We start from the raw sequence: 18,319 nt of genomic DNA, 5'->3' as shown, positions 1-18,319 counted from the left end.
TTTAGCACTATAATCATACCACGAAATCACTATGGATTTTTTATATTCAATTGTTCAATTTCATTATACAATTAACCGAACTAAAATAATCCTTCCTACTGACTCAAAAGATAATCCTAACTGGCAATTTATGGAAGATTACATCAAACAAGAGATGAAGTTACAAAGCGAGAAAGTAGTTTCTTACTATGAAAATAAACTTATAAAACTTCAACCTGAATTGTTTCATTATGAAATCGAATGGAAAGAGTTTTGGATGGAAGATATTTTAGATATAAGTTCTGGTGTGCGGTTAACAAAGGCAGACCAAATTGAAGGAGATATACCATTTATTGGAGCTAGTGATGCAAACAATGGAGTAACTGAATTTGTAGGAAATACAAATAAAAGTTTAGATAGTAATTTATTGGGTGTTAATTATAATGGTAGTGTTGTAGAGAATTTTTATCACTCATATGATTGTATTTTCTCAGATGATGTAAAACGAATAAAATTTAAGAATAGAGAATATGGTGATGAATTTACATATTTATTTTTAAAACAAGTGATACTTTCACAAAAAAATAAGTATCAATATGGATATAAATTTAATGCTAAGAGAATGCGTAGACAAAAAATAATATTACCAATTAATAAAAATGGAGAACTTCACTGGGAATATATGAGTAACTTTATAAAAATCCTTGAAAAAGAAAGTGTGGAGAAAGTGCTTGCTTATTTAGATTCATACACAGAGAGCCTTATTTCCTTGTAAAATCCTAAAATAAAGTATATAATAGACTGTCGTAGTACGATTTGTACAAATATTAGGAATACCCTACTTAAGTAGATAAAGGAGTATAGAATGATTCGTGAAAATCTTCGCAATGTGGCGATTATCGCTCACGTTGACCATGGTAAAACAACATTGGTAGACGCATTGCTTAAACAAAGCCATATTTTCCGTGATAATGAAAAAGTTGCTGAACGTGTAATGGACTCTAACGACCTAGAACGTGAAAGAGGGATTACGATCCTTTCCAAAAACACAGCCGTTATGCATAACGATGTGAAAATTAACATCGTGGACACACCGGGTCATGCTGATTTCGGTGGTGAAGTAGAACGTGTATTGAACATGGTTGATGGCGTATTGTTGTTGGTTGACTCTTTCGAAGGTCCTATGCCACAAACGAAATACGTATTACGTAAAGCATTGGAACAAGGCTTGAAACCAATCGTGGTTATTAACAAAATTGACCGTCCAGACCAACGTGTTCATGAAGTAGAAGACGAAGTATTAGAATTGTTCATGGAACTTGAAGCAGACGATGATCAATTGGACTTTCCAGTGGTATACGCATCGGCTCGTGATGGCATTGCGAAAGCATCCATGGAAGATGATTCCACAGATATGACAGCATTATTCGATGTGTTGATCAAAGAAATTCCAGCTCCAGAAGGCGACATCGATGGTCCATTGCAGTTCATGGTTACCACACTTGATTATGATGATTTCGTAGGTAAAATTGCGGTAGGCCGTATCGTTCGTGGTCGTATGAAACCAAACCAACAAGTAGTGTTGATGAATGGTGAAAGCACTCGTAAAGGCAAAATCGGTCGTGTGTACACATATAATGGTCTAAATCGTGTAGAGACAAATGAAGCGGGCATGGGTGATATCATCGCTTTCGTAGGTATCGATGATATCAACATTGGTGAAACAGTGGCGGATGCAGAAAATCCAGAAGCACTACCAACAATCTCCATTGATGAGCCAACATTGTCTATGATGTTCTCCGTTAATAACTCTCCATTCGCAGGCCGTGAAGGCGAATATGTAACAAGCCGTCATTTACGTGACCGTTTGTTCAAAGAAGTGGAAACTAACGTATCCATGCGTGTAGAAGAAACAGATTCTCCGGACTCTTTCAAAGTATCTGGCCGTGGTGAATTGCATTTGGCAGTATTGATCGAAACGATGCGCCGTGAAGGTTACGAATTACAAGTAGGTAAACCTCGTGTAATTTTCAAAGATATCAATGGTCAAAAATGTGAACCATTGGAGCATTTAACTATCGACGTGCCACAAGAATTTATGGGCGCTGTTATGGAAAACTTGGGCGTTCGTAAAGCTGAGTTGATCAACATGGTTGAATTAGCTGGTTACTTACGTATGGAATTCGTAGTCCCTGCTCGTGGCTTGATTGGTTTCCGTGCGCAGTTCTTAACAGCTACAAAAGGTAATGGTATCATGAACCATGTATTCCATGGCTATGCACCATACAAAGGGGATATTCCAGGCCGTACGCGCGGTGCTTTAGTAGCTTTCGAAGACGGTGAAACTACACCATATGGCTTAAACTCTGTACAAGACCGTGGTACTTTATTCTTAGGTGCTAACGTGCCAGTTTACACAGGCCAAGTTATCGGCGAAAATGCTCGTGAAAACGACATGGACGTAAACCCTAATAAAAAGAAACATGTCACAAACATGCGTTCTAGCTCCTCTGATGAGGCAGTTCGTTTAACACCTCCACGTATCTTCAGCTTGGAACAAGCCTTAGAGTGGATCAACGATGACGAATTGGTAGAAGTAACACCAGAAAACATCCGTATGCGTAAAGCTATTTTGGATCGTTCCGCTCGTGCGAAAGCAGCAAAAGCAGCAAAATAATTACATATGCTATATGGAGTAATTCCATTGAAAGACTTAGCTTCTATCTCTCATGAAACAAGGCTGGAGTTTATAAGGTAATTATGATATACTATAGCTAGATAAAGAGTAAATGCAGATATATTCTGTATGGTCAAAAAAGCAAACCCCCTAAGGAGTGCAAGTCCTTAGGGGGTTCTGCATTATTACACTAATGCTAAAGTGAGGTTAGTCGCCTAATTATTCTCTATCTAACCATTTGCAAATATAGTAAGCTACTACACTTGCCAAAATAGAGATAATAAAAGAGTAAATGCTTTCCATACAGTCACCCCCTTTCCGTTGCAGATTGGGGTAGGCAACAATTTTATTATAGCAGATTTTTTCATAAAATATATAAAAAGCACAGAGGGCAAATTCTGTGCTTTTTGTTATGCATCGATATTTTGTTGTATTTTATAGGAGTGAAAGCCTATAATAGATATATGAGTAATACAGTATTGATGATATAGAAAACACAGGAGAGAAGATGAAAGAACTTCGGACGTTGCCAGATGGTAGTATCACGTATGAACTGCATAGAAAACAAGTGAAGAATATGAATCTTCGTGTCACTACCAGTGGATTGGTACGAGTGTCTGCCTCTCCTCTTGTCCCCCTAGGGATGATTGAAGAGTTTATCTGCCGCCATCGAGCTTTCATAGAAAAAGCGTTACAAAAACGAAAGGATAGAAGAGGTCATCCCATGGTACCTGCCTTAGATACAGAGATCATGGTGATGGGTCAGATGTATCGAGTAGTGCTAGAACAGCCACATACTGTGTCCGTCTATTTGGAAATATCTTCGCAGGATAATTTAGTATGTGGCAATTTGTCAGAAGGTAAACCATCACAGAAGAATCTGTTATCACGCAATGCATCTAGCGGTAAACTATTAGGAGGAAAATCATCTGCCTATGCAGTAACAGTCGCAAACGATATATTGCTAGTACGATATCCAAGTGACCCTAACGTCCTAGAACCTAGCAAAGTAGAACGGATGTGGCTTAATTTTTGGAAAACCATAGGTCAGGACTTCATGGAAACATTAGCACAACAAGTGTATAGTGAGTTTCAACAAGCGGGCTATACCGTGCCGACACCAATTGTGCGATTGCGGTACATGATGAGTCGCTGGGGATCTTGTATGCCGGCTAAAGACAAGATTACCATGAACACACGATTGCTCTTAGGTCCAGTAGAGTTTGCACACTATGTGATGGTTCATGAATTTGCGCACTTTATAGAGCCGAACCATTCATCACGCTTTTACAAGGTCATGAGCGATGTGTTGCCGAATTGGCAACAGGTAAAAGCAAAGATGCGTGCATATTATAAATAACGTTACCTAGCATCGATGTACCAAGAAGTAAAGTTTATTAAATAATGCAATGCCTATGTAATTTGCTATGCACATTACATAGGCATTTTTATTTTGTAAGCATCCATGGATTGATAGATGACAAACGCTTTCACGGTACACTGAAACACGCAATCTATGGTATAATAAAGGAAATGAAAGCATACCGTATTGCGTTAGTAAGGAGGGCCCATGAGACCATTTGTACATCTGCATAGTCATAGTGAATATAGCCTCATTGATGGCATTAGTCGATTGCCTCAAATGGTGAGTCGTGCGAAAGAACTCAATATGCCTGCACTAGCGTTAACGGACCACGGAAATATGTATGGTGCCATATATTTTTATAAAGAGGCTATGGCACAAGGCATCAAACCCATTTTAGGATGTGAAGTGTATGTGACGGAAGGGAGTCGTTTTGACCGCCCCGAAGGCAAAACCTATGAACGATTAAAACATTTGATTCTCTTAGCGGAAACGATGGAAGGGTACGAGAATATTGTAAAAATTGTGTCTAAGTCTTCCACAGAAGGATTCTACCGTAAGCCTCGTGCAGACCGAGAGTTACTGTCTACCTATAACAAAGGTATCATTGCTCTTAGTGCTTGTATTGCTGGAGAAATCCCGCAACTGATTTTACAGGACAATATTGAGGGCGCTCATCGTGCTTTGGAATGGTATCTTGAGACCTATGGAAAGGAAAACTTCTTCTTAGAAATTCAGAACCATGGAGATCCGAAGGAATTACGGGTCCAAGATGTATTAGTAGAGATGGCTGAGCAGTATGGTGTAGGACTTGTGTGTTCTAATGACTTTCACTATGTCTATGCAGACGATGCAGAAGCGCATGATATTAAAGTATGTATCGCTACCGGTGCAAGACGGAATGATGTAGATCGCATGAAGTTTTTCAGTAATGAGTTTTACATGAAAAGCGGCGATGAAATGGAAGAACTCTTTGGTCATATTCCAGAAGTTTTGGATAACACGTTGAAAATTGCGGAACGTTGCCATGTAGAGTTCAATTTTGATGCGCAGCATTTGCCAAAATTCGATGTGCCAGAAGGAGAAACGGCACATTCTTATTTGCGTAAGGTGTGTGAGTCCTATATTCCTCAATTTTACCCAGAAGTTACACCGGTATTACAAGAGCGACTAGATTATGAGCTAGGTGTTATTAGTCGTATGGGATTTGAAGATTATTTCCTCATCGTGTGGGACTATGTTAAGTATGCGCGAGAACATGGGGTACTAGTAGGCCCAGGTCGTGGTAGTGCGGCGGGGTCTGTGGTTGCCTACTTATTGGGAATTACAGGGCTAGATCCTATTAAATACGATTTGCTCTTTGAACGGTTCTTGAACCCAGAGCGGGTAAGCATGCCCGATATCGATATTGATTTCTGCTATGAAACTCGCAATAAGGTCATCGACTATGTAACAGAAAAATATGGACAAGAGCGAGTAGCGCAAATTATTACTTTCGGTACCGAAGCGGCTCGTGCTGTTATCCGTGACGTAGGTCGTGTCCTAGATATGCCTTTGCCAGAGGTGAATCGCTTGGCTAAGATGATTCCCAACGAATTGGGTATCACTTTGAAAAAGGCATTGGAGGTAAAAGAACTTAAAGATTTGTATGATACAGATGAATCTGTAAAAGAGTTATTCGACCTTTCTTTACGGCTAGAAGGCATTGCTCGTAACTCTTCTACTCATGCAGCGGGAGTTGTAATTTCAGCAGCTCCCCTAGATGAGTATGTGCCGGTACAAAACTCCAATGAAGATGGATTTGTTACGCAATATGATAAAGATAATATTGAAGAACTAGGTCTATTGAAGATGGACTTTTTAGGGCTTCGCACCTTGACTGTGATGGGGGAGGCATTACGTCTCATTAAGGAAAATCATGGGGTTGAGTTAGACTTAGATGCCATCCCATTAGATGACAAGGCATCTTGTGAAATCTTATGTAAAGGGGAAACTGCAGGGGTATTCCAATTGGAGTCGGAAGGAATTACGAAACTGGTAATGGATTTAAAGCCAGAACATTTTGAAGATTTGATCCCCTTGGTGGCACTCTATCGTCCGGGGCCATTGGGGTCGGGCATGGTAGAAGATTTTATTAAGCGTCGTCATAAAGAAAAAGAGGTGACCTATTTACACCCAATCTTAGAACCTATTTTAGAAGATACTTTTGGAGTTATTCTATACCAGGAACAAGTTATGCAGATTGCTTCTGCTATGGGTGGATTCTCTTTGGGGCAAGCGGATTTAATGCGACGAGCTATGGGCAAGAAAAAGGAATCGGTACTGAAAGCACAACGAGATTCCTTTGTATCTGGTTCTGTGAATAATGGTATTGATGAGGAGTTGGCCAATGAAGTATTTGACCTCTTACTATACTTTGCGGGCTATGGATTTAATAAATCTCACTCCGCTGCCTACGCCTATATTGCATATCAAACGGCGTATTTGAAAGCTCATTATTTCCCAGAGTTCATGGCGGCTACTATGACAAGCTTCATGGGCAATATGGATAAAATGACGAATTACATCAATGTGTGTAAAGCGAAACAAGTAGCAGTATTGGGGCCAGATATCAATCATTCAGAGCGTATGTTTACCGTACAAAATGGACAAATTCGTTTTGGTTTAGGTGGTATTAAACATGTAGGAGATAATGCGATCGAAGAATTACTAGCAGAACGTAAGGCACATGGGCAATTTACATCCATTGTTGATTTCTGCGAACGTATACCATATCGTGTGGTCAATAAGCGTTTGTTGGAAAGTTTAATCCGCTGTGGAGCGATGGACTCTTTCAAAGAAAATCGAAATCAGTTGCTACAGATTTATGAACAAGCGCAAGGCATTGGCTCTAAAGGACAAAAAAATAGTGCCTTAGGAGCGGTGAGCCTCTTTGCGGAGGTAGAGGAAATGGAAACGATCCATGTTCCAGACTTGCCAGACTTGCCTAAAGAACTAAAGCTGAAAGATGAAAAGGAATATACAGGCTTTTATATTACTGGACATCCTTTAGATGCCTATCGTGATGAATTAGAAGGACTATTTCAATTAGGACGATTAGCAGAAAATCCAGAAGATTTTGATGGTAAAACTGTTACGATTGGTGGATTGATTACGGAAAAAGTGGATCGATTAACGAAGGCAAAACAGGAAAAAATGTGTACCTTAACCTTGGAAGATTTCACAGGATCTGTGCAAGTGGTAGTATTCCCACAAGGGTATCAAAAAAGTCATATGCTATTGCAACGAGATGGCGTAGTAGCCATCGAAGGGCGTATTGATGCGGATGAAAAGGGCGTGCAATGTATTGCTAGTTCTGTGCAACTATTAAAAGTAGAATATGATAAAGTGCGGCAGATTTGCATTCATATCGATGCGGCTCATGATACACCGCAAGTGAGCCAGCAATTACAAAAGCTGTTGCAAGAATTGCAGGGAGATACACCGGTAACCTTATTCTTACAACGACAAAAGCGTAGTTTAGCGACGAATCGCAGTTTTTATTTCACCCCATCGAAAGAGTCGATTGGGCGTGTGCAAGCCTTACTAGGGGCGAATGCAGTAGAGTTACTATAAGGAGATAGAAATGAATAAAAAAACAAAAATTGTTTGTACAATGGGACCTAGTACAGACAGTTTAGAAATGGTAGAATCCTTATTGCGAGCAGGTATGAACGTGGCACGTTTTAACTTCTCTCATGGTTCTCATGAAGAGCAAGCAAAGCGTATGGAACTCGTTCGCTTAGCCTCTACTAGAACGGGCATTCCTGTGGCATTAATGCTAGATACGAAAGGCCCTGAAATTCGCTTGGGTTTGTTCAAAGAAGGCAAAGTATGTCTAGAAGAAGGACAAGCTTTCACATTGACTACAAGAGATGTGGAAGGAACAAAGGAGATTTGCTCTGTGAATCATGCAGGGCTACCAGACGATGTGAAAGAGGCAAAACAAATTCTTTTATCTGATGGATTAGTGACATTGCATATTGATTCTATTGAAGGCACGGAGATTCATACGACAGTTATGAACACTGGCATGATGAGCAACCGCAAACGCGTAGCTGTACCAGGAGTATCTCTATCTTTACCACCAGTATCGGAACAAGATGAAAAAGATTTGTTGTTTGGTTGCGAAATGGGCGTGGACTATGTAGCAGCTTCTTTCATGCAACGTGCTAGTGATGTAGTGGCCATCCGTCGTATTTTGGAATCTAAAGGAGCAGATATTCGTATCATTTCCAAAATCGAAAACGAAGAAGGGCTTAGTAATTTAGATGAAATTTTAGAAGTCTCTGATGGATTGATGGTAGCTCGTGGTGACTTGGGTGTAGAGATTCCAGCCGAAGAAGTGCCTGTATTGCAAAAAATGATGATTCAAAAATGTAATGCTGCCTCCAAGCCTGTGATTACAGCAACTCAGATGTTAGAGTCCATGGTAACGAACCCAAGACCGACAAGAGCAGAAGCTAGTGATGTAGCGAATGCCATATTAGATGGTACGGATGCGGTTATGTTGTCTGGGGAAACTGCAGGTGGTGACTATCCGTTGGAAGCAGTTACCACTATGGCTCGTATTGCGAAGGTAACTGAAACATCTGATCTGTATGTGAATAGTAATCATACAGTACCGTTAGAAGAAGCCAAAACGACAGATGCTATTTGTTCTGCTACTGTAGAAGTAGGTCGTTCCTTAGGCGCTAGTGCCATCATTACTTGTACTGAATCAGGTATTACGGCGATGAGCATTTCTCGCCACCGTCCAAACTGTCAAATCATTGCAGTTACACCACATGAAAGCGCCTTACGCCGTATGCAGTTATACTGGGGTGTGACAGCTATTCAAGGACCTTCCCATTCCAATTCTGATGAAATGGTCCACTGCGCTATGAGCGCTGCCTTAGGGGAAGGATTGATTCAATCTGGTGATTTAGTTGTTGTTACAGCAGGTGTACCGTCTGGATTATCTGGCACAACGAATATGATTCGTGTGCATGTCACTGGCAATGTATTGATTAAAGGTCGTGGAGTTGGTAAACTATCTGTAACGGGACCAATTTATCACGGCGGCTCTACAGAGCCTATGGCAGATGGTAGTATCTTGGTAGTTCGTGATTTAGAGCCAGAATATATGGAATTAGCGAAACGAGCGGGTGCTATTATTACTGCAGAAGAAGGATACACATCGACAGCAGCGATTACAGGTATTCAATTTGGTATTCCTGTCATTTTAGGGGCTCATGATCAATCGCAATTGACAAATGGTCAAGTCGTAACAGTCGATGGTATTCGTGGTAATGTTTATGAAGGTATTGCAAACGCAAGATAGGAGATAATTATGGAGTATCATATTCCTACACAAGCAGATACAGTGGTAGTCGAAGAAATTGTGAATCGTAAATTGCGCAATTCTATGCTTTGGATGGTCTGGGGCTTACTGACTACAGCGATTATTGGGTTTATGGCGTTAACGAACTCTAGTTGGTTGCGCTTTGCTCATTCTAATTTTAATATCATTTTGTTAGCCGAAGTGGCGGTAGTGTTCTTATTTTCCTACCGCCAATATACGGCGTCTAACACATTTCTGAAAGCCATGTTCTTCATCTACTCGATCATGAATGGCTTGACCTTGACTGCTATCGCTTTACATTACTCTTTTGAGGTCGTAGTATATGCGTTAACAGGGGCTGTAGCGGTGTTTGGTAGCTTTGCCTTTTTAGGAGTAGTGGTAAAAAAAGATTTATCTGGATTAGGCACGTTCTTGATGGGTGCTGTCATTGCGCTACTCATTGCAAGTTTGATTATGATGTTCTTTGGGGCTAGCGACTTTGGATTATTGGTATACAGCTACATAGCCGTAGGAATTTTTTCCTTATTTACTATGTATGATGTATATCGTATTAAACGGGCCATCATGGAAGTGGCTTATGAAGATGAAAGTGTCTTGGAACGTGTGGAATTGATTGGTGCTTTAGGTTTATACCTAGATTTCATCAATATTTTCATCAATTTACTTCGTATTTTCGGTCGTCGTTAATTTATGATATACCACTAGTGTGGGGGAGCGATAAGGCTCCCCTTTAGTATATAATCAGTTAATTCATATAGATGGTAAGGAGGGATACTATGGAAGCAAAAGAATGGCAAACCTTTGTTACCGTTGTGGAAGAAGGCAATATTACGAAAGCAGCAGAAAAACTATTTCTTTCACAGCCTGCATTAAGCTATCGATTAAAGCAAGTAGAAGATATTTTGGGACGCCCCTTATTAATACGTACGAACGATGGGATTGCATTAACAGCAGAAGGTGAGTTGTACTACGATTATTGTCGGCGTATGATTCGATCTAGGGAGGAGTTGCGACAAAATATAGGAAGGGTAACAGGAAAAATACAAGGTACCTTAAAAATCGCAGCATCTATCAATTTTGCGGATTACGAATTGCCTCACTTACTCAATAATTTTACAAAACAATATCCTAAGATTCGTATCGAAGTGAAGACAGGCTATAGTTCTCATGTAAATAAAATGTTCAATTCTGGAGAAGTGATGCTTGCCTTTGCTAGAGGCGAGTATAACCATGTGTCCAATGGGATTCGACTCTTTGATGAACCATATTGCTTAGTATACAAGCATCCTGTAGATTACAAGGAGTTACGAGAGATTCCGATGATTAACTATCGTACGGATGGCTCCATTGCAACAGTGGTGGAAAATTGGAAGAAAGAGCATAATGTAGGGGCTGTGAGACCAGCTATGGAGCTAGACTCTATGGTGACTTGCCGTCACTTTGTGCGAGAAGGATTAGGCTGGGCTATTTTACCATATTTAGGACTTGGTAGTTGCCGTGAACATGGTATTTATGTAGAACCTTTGCGGATGAAAGATAATCGTCCATTGGTGCGGTCTACCTATTTATTCCATGATGAAGTAAGTACAAAGCTCATTGCGGTGAAAACTTTCATCGATTATGTGACAGAGTATTATAAAAATCACCAAATCGTTACCTTGCCAGGGTATAACAGTTAAGAAATTGGTGTACATATGGTAAGCAAACAGCATGTCTCTAACTATGTACATAGATAGATTGACATGTCTGGAGGAACAGTCTTTATAGTTGATAAAAGTATAAGATATTACATAAGAGAGCGCAGCTAATAGAGTCGTGCTCTCTTTGCATGTGGGCTTTGTTGTAGTTAAACTATTTTGTGTATCAGTGTCTCTCACTTTCAGTGTGCCCAAGTATTTTACAGTGCATAGAGCATCCTAAGTCTTACATTTGATTGGCTTAAAAGACTATTAACGTACTATTAATGTATATAAAAGTAGCAATTATCATAGATATATATTGTCAAAATGTGGAACAATTTAGTAGGAATAATGAGCGGACTGTATAATATCAATAGTTTATTGAATATTCCTAAAATGCATATATGAAGAATTTTTAGAAATAATAAATTTTTTATAAGCCTTATAAAGGATTTTTATTTTTACCTTACGAAATCATTGGATATAATGAGAGCGTAGAAAGGCCTAGACATTTGCACGTTCTAGTATTCTAGTAAGTGGTGAACCGCCCTTATATATAATTATTGATATAGTAAGTTTCACGTTTATAGAAAGTATGAGTGCAAGCAACATAGGCAATGTTTTTTATATCTTATGTAGTAAGGAGACACAAGATGAACAAAAAAATCATCAATGCCTTGATTACGTGGGCTATCCCATTGATAATCTGGTTCACTCCAGCTCCAGAAGGCTTAGCCGACGGCGCTTGGAAATTGTTTGGCTTTTATTTAGCCGCTATCGTTGGTTTGGTATTAAAGCCATTCCCAGCTCCAGTAGCAGTAGTATCTGCCATTGGTGCATCTGCATTATTCTTAAACAATCCGAAAGAGGTATTGTCCGGATATGCTTCTACCACAACTTGGTTGATTTTCGCGGCATTTTCTATTTCCGTAGCGTTCGTAAAAACAGGTTTGGGTCGTCGTATCGCGTACCATATGATCGATGCCTTCGGTCATACTACACTTCGTCTTGGTTACGTGACTGCCTTATTGGATGGAATTATTTCCCCCGCTACACCATCTAACACGGCACGTTGCGGTGGTATCGTATTCCCAATCATGAACTCCGTAGCGAAATCCTTGGGTTCTGAGCCTGGTGAAACAGCGAACAAAGTAGGTCGTTACTTAATGACCAACACATACATGGTAACAAAAGTAACATCCCTGTTATTCTTAACAGCAATGGCGCCAAATGCATTAGCAGCGGATTACTTCAAAAAAATCCTAGGTATTTCCATTGACTGGGTAACATGGGCAGTAGCTTTATTCGTACCTGGTTTGATCTTGTTATTAATCACTCCATTCGTATCCTATATATTGAATAAACCTGAACTGAAAGAAATTGACAATAAGAAAATTGCTCGTGAAGGTTTAGCAGAATTAGGCCCTGTATCTACAGGTGAAAAAGTATTAATTGCCATCTTCTTCTTATCCTTGCTTGGTTGGGCATTGCCATCTATTCTAGCGATGCTAGGCATTAAGTTTGCATTAGATGCTACAGCAGTTGCTTTAGTGGCAATGGTATCTTGCTACATATTTGGCGCTATCAAATGGGAAGATGCTCTTCAAAACAAAGGTGGCTGGAACACATTAATCTGGTTCGGTGGTATCCTTGGTTTATCCAGTGCTTTAACAAAAGCAGACTTCTTCATTTGGTTAGCAAAGGTATTAGAAGCACAAATGAACTTTGGACATCATGAAATGTTAGCTCTTGTAGTTATCGCGGTATTGTCCGTAGCCGTTCGTTACTTGTTTGCATCCGGCAGTGCATACATTGCTGCGATGGTGCCAGTGTTCTTTACAGTAGGTAAAGTAGCCGGTATTGACCCTTGGACATTAGGTCTTGTGATCTTCATGACGAATGCTTTTGGTGGTGCTGTCACTCACTTTGGCGGTGGCCCTGGCCCAATCATCTTTGGTGAAGGTTACAACGAAGTTCGTCAATGGTGGGTAACCGGTGCGGTTGTTGCTGTACTAGGATTAGTGGTAACACTTGGCTTTGGACCAATTTGGTGGTCCATTGTAGGCTTAATCTGATAAGCCTTGTTCTATCAGATGGATAGACAGTATTTTTAGTTAATGAAGTCAGAATCCAGTGATTCTATATCACTGGTCTCTGACTTTTCATACTATATTCCCTATGTGAGAAAGGATTTGCTATGAAACATCTAGTGAAAGCAGCTATGGCTGGCTTTGATGAAAAAAATGATGTATTGGTAACAGTGGAACCAATTGCATCTGGTATTGAAGTAGAATTAAAATCTAAAGTTGAGCGTGCCTATGGTAAGCATATTCGTGCTTTCATCGAAGCTACGGTAAAAGAAGCGGGTTTCGACGGCGTGAAAGTAACGGCTATCGATAAAGCAGCTTGGGATTATACGATTAAGGCCCGTGTATTGGGTGCATTAGAAAGAGGGAGCGCAGAATAATGAGCCGATTAACTGAATTAGCAAAAAAACGTTTATCTCGTTCCATGATGTTCGTACCAGGTAACACACCTAAAATGATCAACAGTGCTGATATCCACGGTGCAGACTCCATCATGTTTGACATTGAAGACTCCGTAGCTGTGACAGAAAAAGATACAGCTCGTTTACTAACAGCAGAAACTTTGAAAACTTTGAAATTCAAAGGTGAAACCGTAGTTCGTATTAACCACCCAACACAAACTCCATATGGTTATGCTGACCTTGATGTGATCGTACCAGCAAAACCTAACTTAATTCGTCTTCCAAAAACAGAAGATGTATCTGAGGTGGAAATTGTTGCTAAGAAAATTGAAGAAGTAGAAAAAGCGAACGGTTGGGAAGAAGGTACTATCAACATTATCGTAGCTATCGAATCCGTAAAAGGTCTATACAATGTACGTGAAATCGCACAAGGTCCTCGTGTAGTAGCAATCGCTCTTGGTGCAGAAGATTACCGTGCTGACCTTCGTACAGGAAAACATAAACCAGCTCATGAATTGTTATTTGCTCGTCAAACGATCCTTCATGCAGCTCGTGAAGCAGGTATCCGTGTACTTGACACAGTATTCTCCGATGTAAAAGACCCACAAGGCTTCCGTGAAGAAGTAGAATTCATTAAAGCCCTTGGTTACGATGGAAAATCTTGCATTCACCCAAGCCAAATCAAAATTATCCATGAAGTGTTCACGCCAGATGAAAAAGAAATTGCTCATTCTGTAAAAGTGTTGAACTCCTATGCAGAAGCACTTCGCAATAATAAAGGCGTTATCGCTGTAGATGGTAAAATGATCGACGGTCCTATCGTAGTACGTGCACAACGCGTGGTAGATAAAGCCCGTGCAGCAGGTATCAAAGTAGAACTTGAGGAAGGAGCAGAAATCGATGTTAAATAAAATTGGTCGCGATATTCCTATGGAATTAGAATGCCTTCAAGGTCGTCGTATATATGAAGGTCAATTCGCTATGACAGAAACTGGTACACGTGCAGGTAAACCAGTGAAACTTCACACTCCAGGTGAAAATAAATTACTAGGATCCATCGATGAAGCTATTGAAAAAGTAGGCTTGAAAGATGGTATGTCCATTTCCTTCCACCATCATTTACGTAATGGTGACTATGTGATGAAACTTGTGATGGACCGTGTACAAGCCAAAGGAATCAAAGATATTACAATCCTTAACTCTTCCTTGGCTCCTTGTCATGAGTTCTTAATCGATATGATTAAAGATGGTACAGTAACAGCCATCGAAACATCTGGTCTTCGTGATGCATTGGGTAAATTCTTAAGCTTGAACCCAGGCGTATTAAAACGCCCAGTAGTGATTCGTTCCCATGGTGGACGTGCTCGTGCAGTTTGCACTGGAGAAGCTCACATTGATGTAGCTTTCATGGGCGTACCTGCTTGTGACCACCGTGGTAATGCCACAGGCCGTAAAGGCAAATCTGCTTGCGGTGCCTTGGGTTACGCTATGGTTGACTCCCACTATGCAGATAAAACTGTATTGTTAACAGACAACCTAATTGATTATGTATATCCTATCTCCATTCCGCAAACAGATGTAGATTACATCGTTGAAGTAGAAGCTATCGGTGACCCAGAAGGTATCGCATCTGGTGCCGTAGGGATTACGAAAAATCCTGTACAAATCAAAATTGCTGAAATGGCGGCTGAATTCCTTGATCAAGCTGGTATTATTCAAGAAGGGTTCTCCTTCCAATTGGGCGCTGGCGGAGCTCCATTAGCAGTAGCTAAATTTATCGGTGAAAAATTAGAGAAAAAAGGCGTTGTTGGCGGATTTGGCGTTGGCGGTGCTACAGGCGTGCTAGTAAGCATGCTTGAAAAAGGCCACATCAAAGCCATCTATGATACACAAACATTTGATACAACAGCAGCGGCATCTTTGGATACTAATCCAAATCATATCGAAATGAGTGCATCCATGTATGCAGATCCTACTATAGACTGCATGACAAACTACTTAGACGTAGTTTTCTTGGGTGCTACAGAAATCGATACTGATTTCAATGTAAACTGCATGACTGACTCCAATGGTATCTTGATGGGTGCTTCTGGTGGTCACTCCGATACAGCAGCAGGTGCAAAAGTAACTGTTATTACATGCCCATTGATTCGTGGTCGTTTGCCAATGATTCGTGAACGCGTGGAAACAGTTATCACACCAGGTGAAAGTATCGATGTGTTGGTAACAGAACGTGGTATTGCAATCAATCCAAATCGCCAAGATTTGATCGAACGTTTCAAAGATTCTAACTTGCCAATTTACACAATTGAAGAGTTACAACAAATGGCGTACGATATGGTTGGTAAACCAGAAGGAATTGAAGTATCTCAAGACCCTAAAGATGTAGTAGCTATCATCGAATATCGTGATGGATCTATCATCGACGTAGTACGTAAACCATTGCTATAAACTGCATATTATCATTAAAAGGGGGCCAGACTTACTGTCTAGGCCCTCTTTCACTTTTCTATTAGGGTTTACCTTTCCTAGATAACAACGGTTATTACAGCATATTTAAGTAATAAGTTATTTTATTAAATATTTATATTTGTCAGATGTTAGATTTTGCTTTATCATAGTACTATATGTATACTCTATATAGGTAAGGAGAGGTGTTACTTATGAAACAACCATTAATCGGTATCTCAGGTTCTCATATGATTGACCAAGGGGGACCATTTGCTGGATATAAACGATCCTATGTGAATGATGATTATGTGCAATCTGTAGTAGAAGCAGGTGGTATTCCTGTGATTATTCCATTTCAAGAAGATGAAACTACATTAAAAGCCTTGGTAGAACGCTTAGATGGGCTCATCCTTTCTGGCGGTCACGACATTGCACCTCAATTCTATGGAGAAGAACCAGAACGTGCTTTGGGGGAGATTTGGCCAGAACGAGATATTTTTGATATGCGTCTACTAGACTTTGCAAAAGAATGCAAGCTTCCTATTATGGGGATTTGCCGTGGACATCAAATTATCAACGTTGCTCATAAAGGTTCCTTGTATCAAGATCTACCTGCTTTTGCGACAATCAAGCATTCACAAAATCAAACAGCAGGATTACCAACGCATTCTATGGTGATTGAAAAGGACTCCAAATTATTTGATATGGTTGGCGTAGAAGAAGTAATGGTTAACTCGCATCATCATCAAATTGTAAAAGAAGTAGGGGAGGGCTTACGGGTGGTAGGTCGTGCTAAAGATACTGTGGTAGAAGCTATGGAAGGCACAGACTACCCATACTTACGTACGTACCAATTCCATCCAGAAATGATGCGTCATACAGAGTTGAATGCAGAGATTTTCAAAGACTTTGTAGAGGTAGCTAAGAAAGAGGTCTAATATGGAACAAAAAGATAATAAATTTGGCTTTTGGAGTATCGTTCTCCTCGGTATTAACGCTATTGTAGGGACAGGGATTTTCTTATTGCCTAATAAAGCATATGCTCTTATGGGACCAGCGAGTTTAGGGGTTCTGTTATTTGATGCATTCCTTGCCATTTGTATCGCCTTATGCTTTGCTGAAGTAGCGGGATTCTTCACTCGTAATGGAGGACCATATTTATACGCAAAACATTCCTTAGGTGACTTTTGGGGATTTGAAGTAGGTGTTCTTAAATGGATTGTTGTACTCATCGCTTGGGCAGTTATGGCAGTAGGATTTGCGACAGCCTTAGGGGCAGCCATTCCAGCGCTATCTGGGGATTTTATGAAAGATGTCATCGCCACGATTATCATCGTCTTATTAACGGTGATTAATATTATTGGCGTTAATATGACTAAAATTCTGAATAACTTGATTACCGTATCTAAATTAGTGCCTTTATTTGCTTTCATTGTCATCGGGTTGTTTGCCATTAATGGAACAAACTTTACACCGTTTGTACCAGATTTTGTGGAACTTTCAGATGGAGGTGTATCGGGAGCATTCGCAGCCACTGCGATATTGCTATTCTTTGCGTATACTGGATTTGAAGCCATTGCGGTAGCTGCAGAAGATATGGAAAATCCTAAAAAGAATTTACCTCGTGCCATCATTACGGTCATGATCATCGTATCTGTGCTATATATGTTAGTATTGGCAGTATGTATCGGTATTATGGGGGATAGCCTTGCTAATGATAAAGCACCATTGCAAACGGCATTTGGTCAAATTATGGGACCATGGGGCATGTACTTCGTACTAGCTGGTACGTTGTTATCTATGGGTGGTATTAACATTGCTCAGTCCTTCCTAGGACCTCGTATTGCAACGTCATTGGCAGAAGATGGTATGTTACCAAGTGTACTAGCCAAACGTACTAGTTGGGGAACACCAGTTGTAGCATGTATTGTGACAGGTATATTTAGCTTATTACTAGCATGGAGTGGTAGCTTTGTTCAATTGGCAGCTATCAGTGCCGTATCTCGGTTTACGCAGTATTTACCAACTTGTGTTTCTGTCATTATTTTCCGTAAAAAATGGGCTCATAAAGAGCGTCCGTACAAAATTCCAGGAGGTATTATTATCCCTGTGATTGCCATCATTACATCTCTTTGGATGTTGGCACAAGCAAAACCAAATCAATTGATTTGGGGTCTTGGTGGTTGTATTATTATCTTGCCACTGTATTTCTTATATCTAAATAAGAAAAAACGGGGCTTAATCAAAGAAACAGAAGAATTATAATTGGATATGAAAAAAGGGTCCTTTGGGACCCTTT

At 40.1% G+C, this 18,319-nt stretch carries 13 protein-coding genes; all 13 read left to right on the top strand.

The window, feature by feature from the left end; genetic code table 11:
• The first annotated feature begins 31 nt into the window (after positions 1 to 31).
• The 13 genes from EO117_RS04790 (at position 32) to EO117_RS04730 (ending at position 18,285) form a co-directional block, all read left to right on the top strand.
• Complete coding sequence (locus EO117_RS04790) at positions 32 to 754, top strand: restriction endonuclease subunit S (RefSeq protein ID WP_126939360.1); 723 nt, start codon at positions 32 to 34, stop codon at positions 752 to 754.
• 90 nt (positions 755 to 844) lie between these two features.
• Positions 845 to 2,656, top strand: coding sequence for a translational GTPase TypA (typA, locus tag EO117_RS04785; RefSeq protein WP_126939359.1), 1,812 nt, complete (start codon positions 845 to 847; stop codon positions 2,654 to 2,656).
• 508 nt (positions 2,657 to 3,164) lie between these two features.
• On the top strand, positions 3,165 to 4,016 hold the full coding sequence (locus EO117_RS04780) for a M48 family metallopeptidase (RefSeq protein ID WP_126939358.1): 852 nt from the start codon (positions 3,165 to 3,167) through the stop codon (positions 4,014 to 4,016).
• A 210-nt stretch (positions 4,017 to 4,226) separates the two neighbouring features.
• Positions 4,227 to 7,634 carry a DNA polymerase III subunit alpha gene (locus EO117_RS04775; RefSeq protein ID WP_126939357.1) on the top strand — a complete coding sequence of 1,136 codons (3,408 nt, stop codon included), beginning with the start codon at positions 4,227 to 4,229 and terminating at the stop codon, positions 7,632 to 7,634.
• A gap of 10 nt (positions 7,635 to 7,644) precedes the next feature.
• On the top strand, positions 7,645 to 9,381 hold the full coding sequence (gene pyk / locus EO117_RS04770; protein WP_126939356.1) for a pyruvate kinase: 1,737 nt from the start codon (positions 7,645 to 7,647) through the stop codon (positions 9,379 to 9,381).
• Positions 9,382 to 9,390: 9 nt separating this feature from the next.
• Positions 9,391 to 10,089, top strand: a complete 699-nt coding sequence (locus EO117_RS04765) for a Bax inhibitor-1/YccA family protein (RefSeq protein WP_126939355.1) — start codon at positions 9,391 to 9,393, stop codon at positions 10,087 to 10,089.
• An 89-nt stretch (positions 10,090 to 10,178) separates the two neighbouring features.
• Complete coding sequence (locus tag EO117_RS04760) at positions 10,179 to 11,081, top strand: LysR family transcriptional regulator (RefSeq protein ID WP_126939354.1); 903 nt, start codon at positions 10,179 to 10,181, stop codon at positions 11,079 to 11,081.
• A 653-nt stretch (positions 11,082 to 11,734) separates the two neighbouring features.
• Positions 11,735 to 13,156: a DASS family sodium-coupled anion symporter gene (locus EO117_RS04755; RefSeq protein WP_126939353.1), complete on the top strand. Its 1,422-nt coding sequence runs from the start codon at positions 11,735 to 11,737 to the stop codon at positions 13,154 to 13,156.
• 122 nt (positions 13,157 to 13,278) lie between these two features.
• The gene (locus EO117_RS04750) at positions 13,279 to 13,548 is read left to right on the top strand and encodes a citrate lyase ACP (protein WP_126939352.1); all 270 of its coding nucleotides are present in this window, start codon (positions 13,279 to 13,281) and stop codon (positions 13,546 to 13,548) included.
• The gene (locus EO117_RS04745) at positions 13,548 to 14,480 is read left to right on the top strand and encodes a CoA ester lyase (RefSeq protein WP_126939351.1); all 933 of its coding nucleotides are present in this window, start codon (positions 13,548 to 13,550) and stop codon (positions 14,478 to 14,480) included. The genes EO117_RS04750 and EO117_RS04745 overlap by 1 nt, the downstream gene beginning before the upstream one ends.
• Positions 14,470 to 16,020 carry a citrate lyase subunit alpha gene (gene citF, locus EO117_RS04740; protein WP_126939350.1) on the top strand — a complete coding sequence of 517 codons (1,551 nt, stop codon included), beginning with the start codon at positions 14,470 to 14,472 and terminating at the stop codon, positions 16,018 to 16,020. Before EO117_RS04745 ends, citF begins: the two co-directional genes overlap by 11 nt.
• A 212-nt stretch (positions 16,021 to 16,232) precedes the next feature.
• Positions 16,233 to 16,958, top strand: a complete 726-nt coding sequence (locus EO117_RS04735; protein WP_126939349.1) for a gamma-glutamyl-gamma-aminobutyrate hydrolase family protein — start codon at positions 16,233 to 16,235, stop codon at positions 16,956 to 16,958.
• 1 nt (position 16,959) lies between these two features.
• Positions 16,960 to 18,285 carry an APC family permease gene (locus tag EO117_RS04730; protein ID WP_126939348.1) on the top strand — a complete coding sequence of 442 codons (1,326 nt, stop codon included), beginning with the start codon at positions 16,960 to 16,962 and terminating at the stop codon, positions 18,283 to 18,285.
• Positions 18,286 to 18,319: the final 34 nt, after the last annotated feature.

This window comes from Veillonella sp. VA142 (assembly GCF_003992135.1).
In the GTDB taxonomy this organism is placed as follows: Bacteria; Bacillota; Negativicutes; order Veillonellales; family Veillonellaceae; genus F0422.
Note: the sequence above shows the minus strand (reverse complement) of the source record. Positions and strands in the feature narration are given on the sequence as shown.

Excerpts from the sequence above, each read along its gene's own strand:
- typA (WP_126939359.1), top strand. The coding sequence starts at position 845 with ATGATTCGTGAAAATCTTCGCAATGTGGCGATTATCGCTCACGTTGAC.
- EO117_RS04790 (WP_126939360.1), top strand. The coding sequence starts at position 32 with ATGGATTTTTTATATTCAATTGTTCAATTTCATTATACAATTAACCGA.
- EO117_RS04760 (WP_126939354.1), top strand. The coding sequence starts at position 10,179 with ATGGAAGCAAAAGAATGGCAAACCTTTGTTACCGTTGTGGAAGAAGGC.
- EO117_RS04775 (WP_126939357.1), top strand. The coding sequence starts at position 4,227 with ATGAGACCATTTGTACATCTGCATAGTCATAGTGAATATAGCCTCATT.
- citF (WP_126939350.1), top strand. The coding sequence starts at position 14,470 with ATGTTAAATAAAATTGGTCGCGATATTCCTATGGAATTAGAATGCCTT.
- EO117_RS04765 (WP_126939355.1), top strand. The coding sequence starts at position 9,391 with ATGGAGTATCATATTCCTACACAAGCAGATACAGTGGTAGTCGAAGAA.
- EO117_RS04750 (WP_126939352.1), top strand. The coding sequence starts at position 13,279 with ATGAAACATCTAGTGAAAGCAGCTATGGCTGGCTTTGATGAAAAAAAT.
- pyk (WP_126939356.1), top strand. The coding sequence starts at position 7,645 with ATGAATAAAAAAACAAAAATTGTTTGTACAATGGGACCTAGTACAGAC.
- EO117_RS04735 (WP_126939349.1), top strand. The coding sequence starts at position 16,233 with ATGAAACAACCATTAATCGGTATCTCAGGTTCTCATATGATTGACCAA.
- EO117_RS04755 (WP_126939353.1), top strand. The coding sequence starts at position 11,735 with ATGAACAAAAAAATCATCAATGCCTTGATTACGTGGGCTATCCCATTG.
- EO117_RS04780 (WP_126939358.1), top strand. The coding sequence starts at position 3,165 with ATGAAAGAACTTCGGACGTTGCCAGATGGTAGTATCACGTATGAACTG.
- EO117_RS04745 (WP_126939351.1), top strand. The coding sequence starts at position 13,548 with ATGAGCCGATTAACTGAATTAGCAAAAAAACGTTTATCTCGTTCCATG.
- EO117_RS04730 (WP_126939348.1), top strand. The coding sequence starts at position 16,960 with ATGGAACAAAAAGATAATAAATTTGGCTTTTGGAGTATCGTTCTCCTC.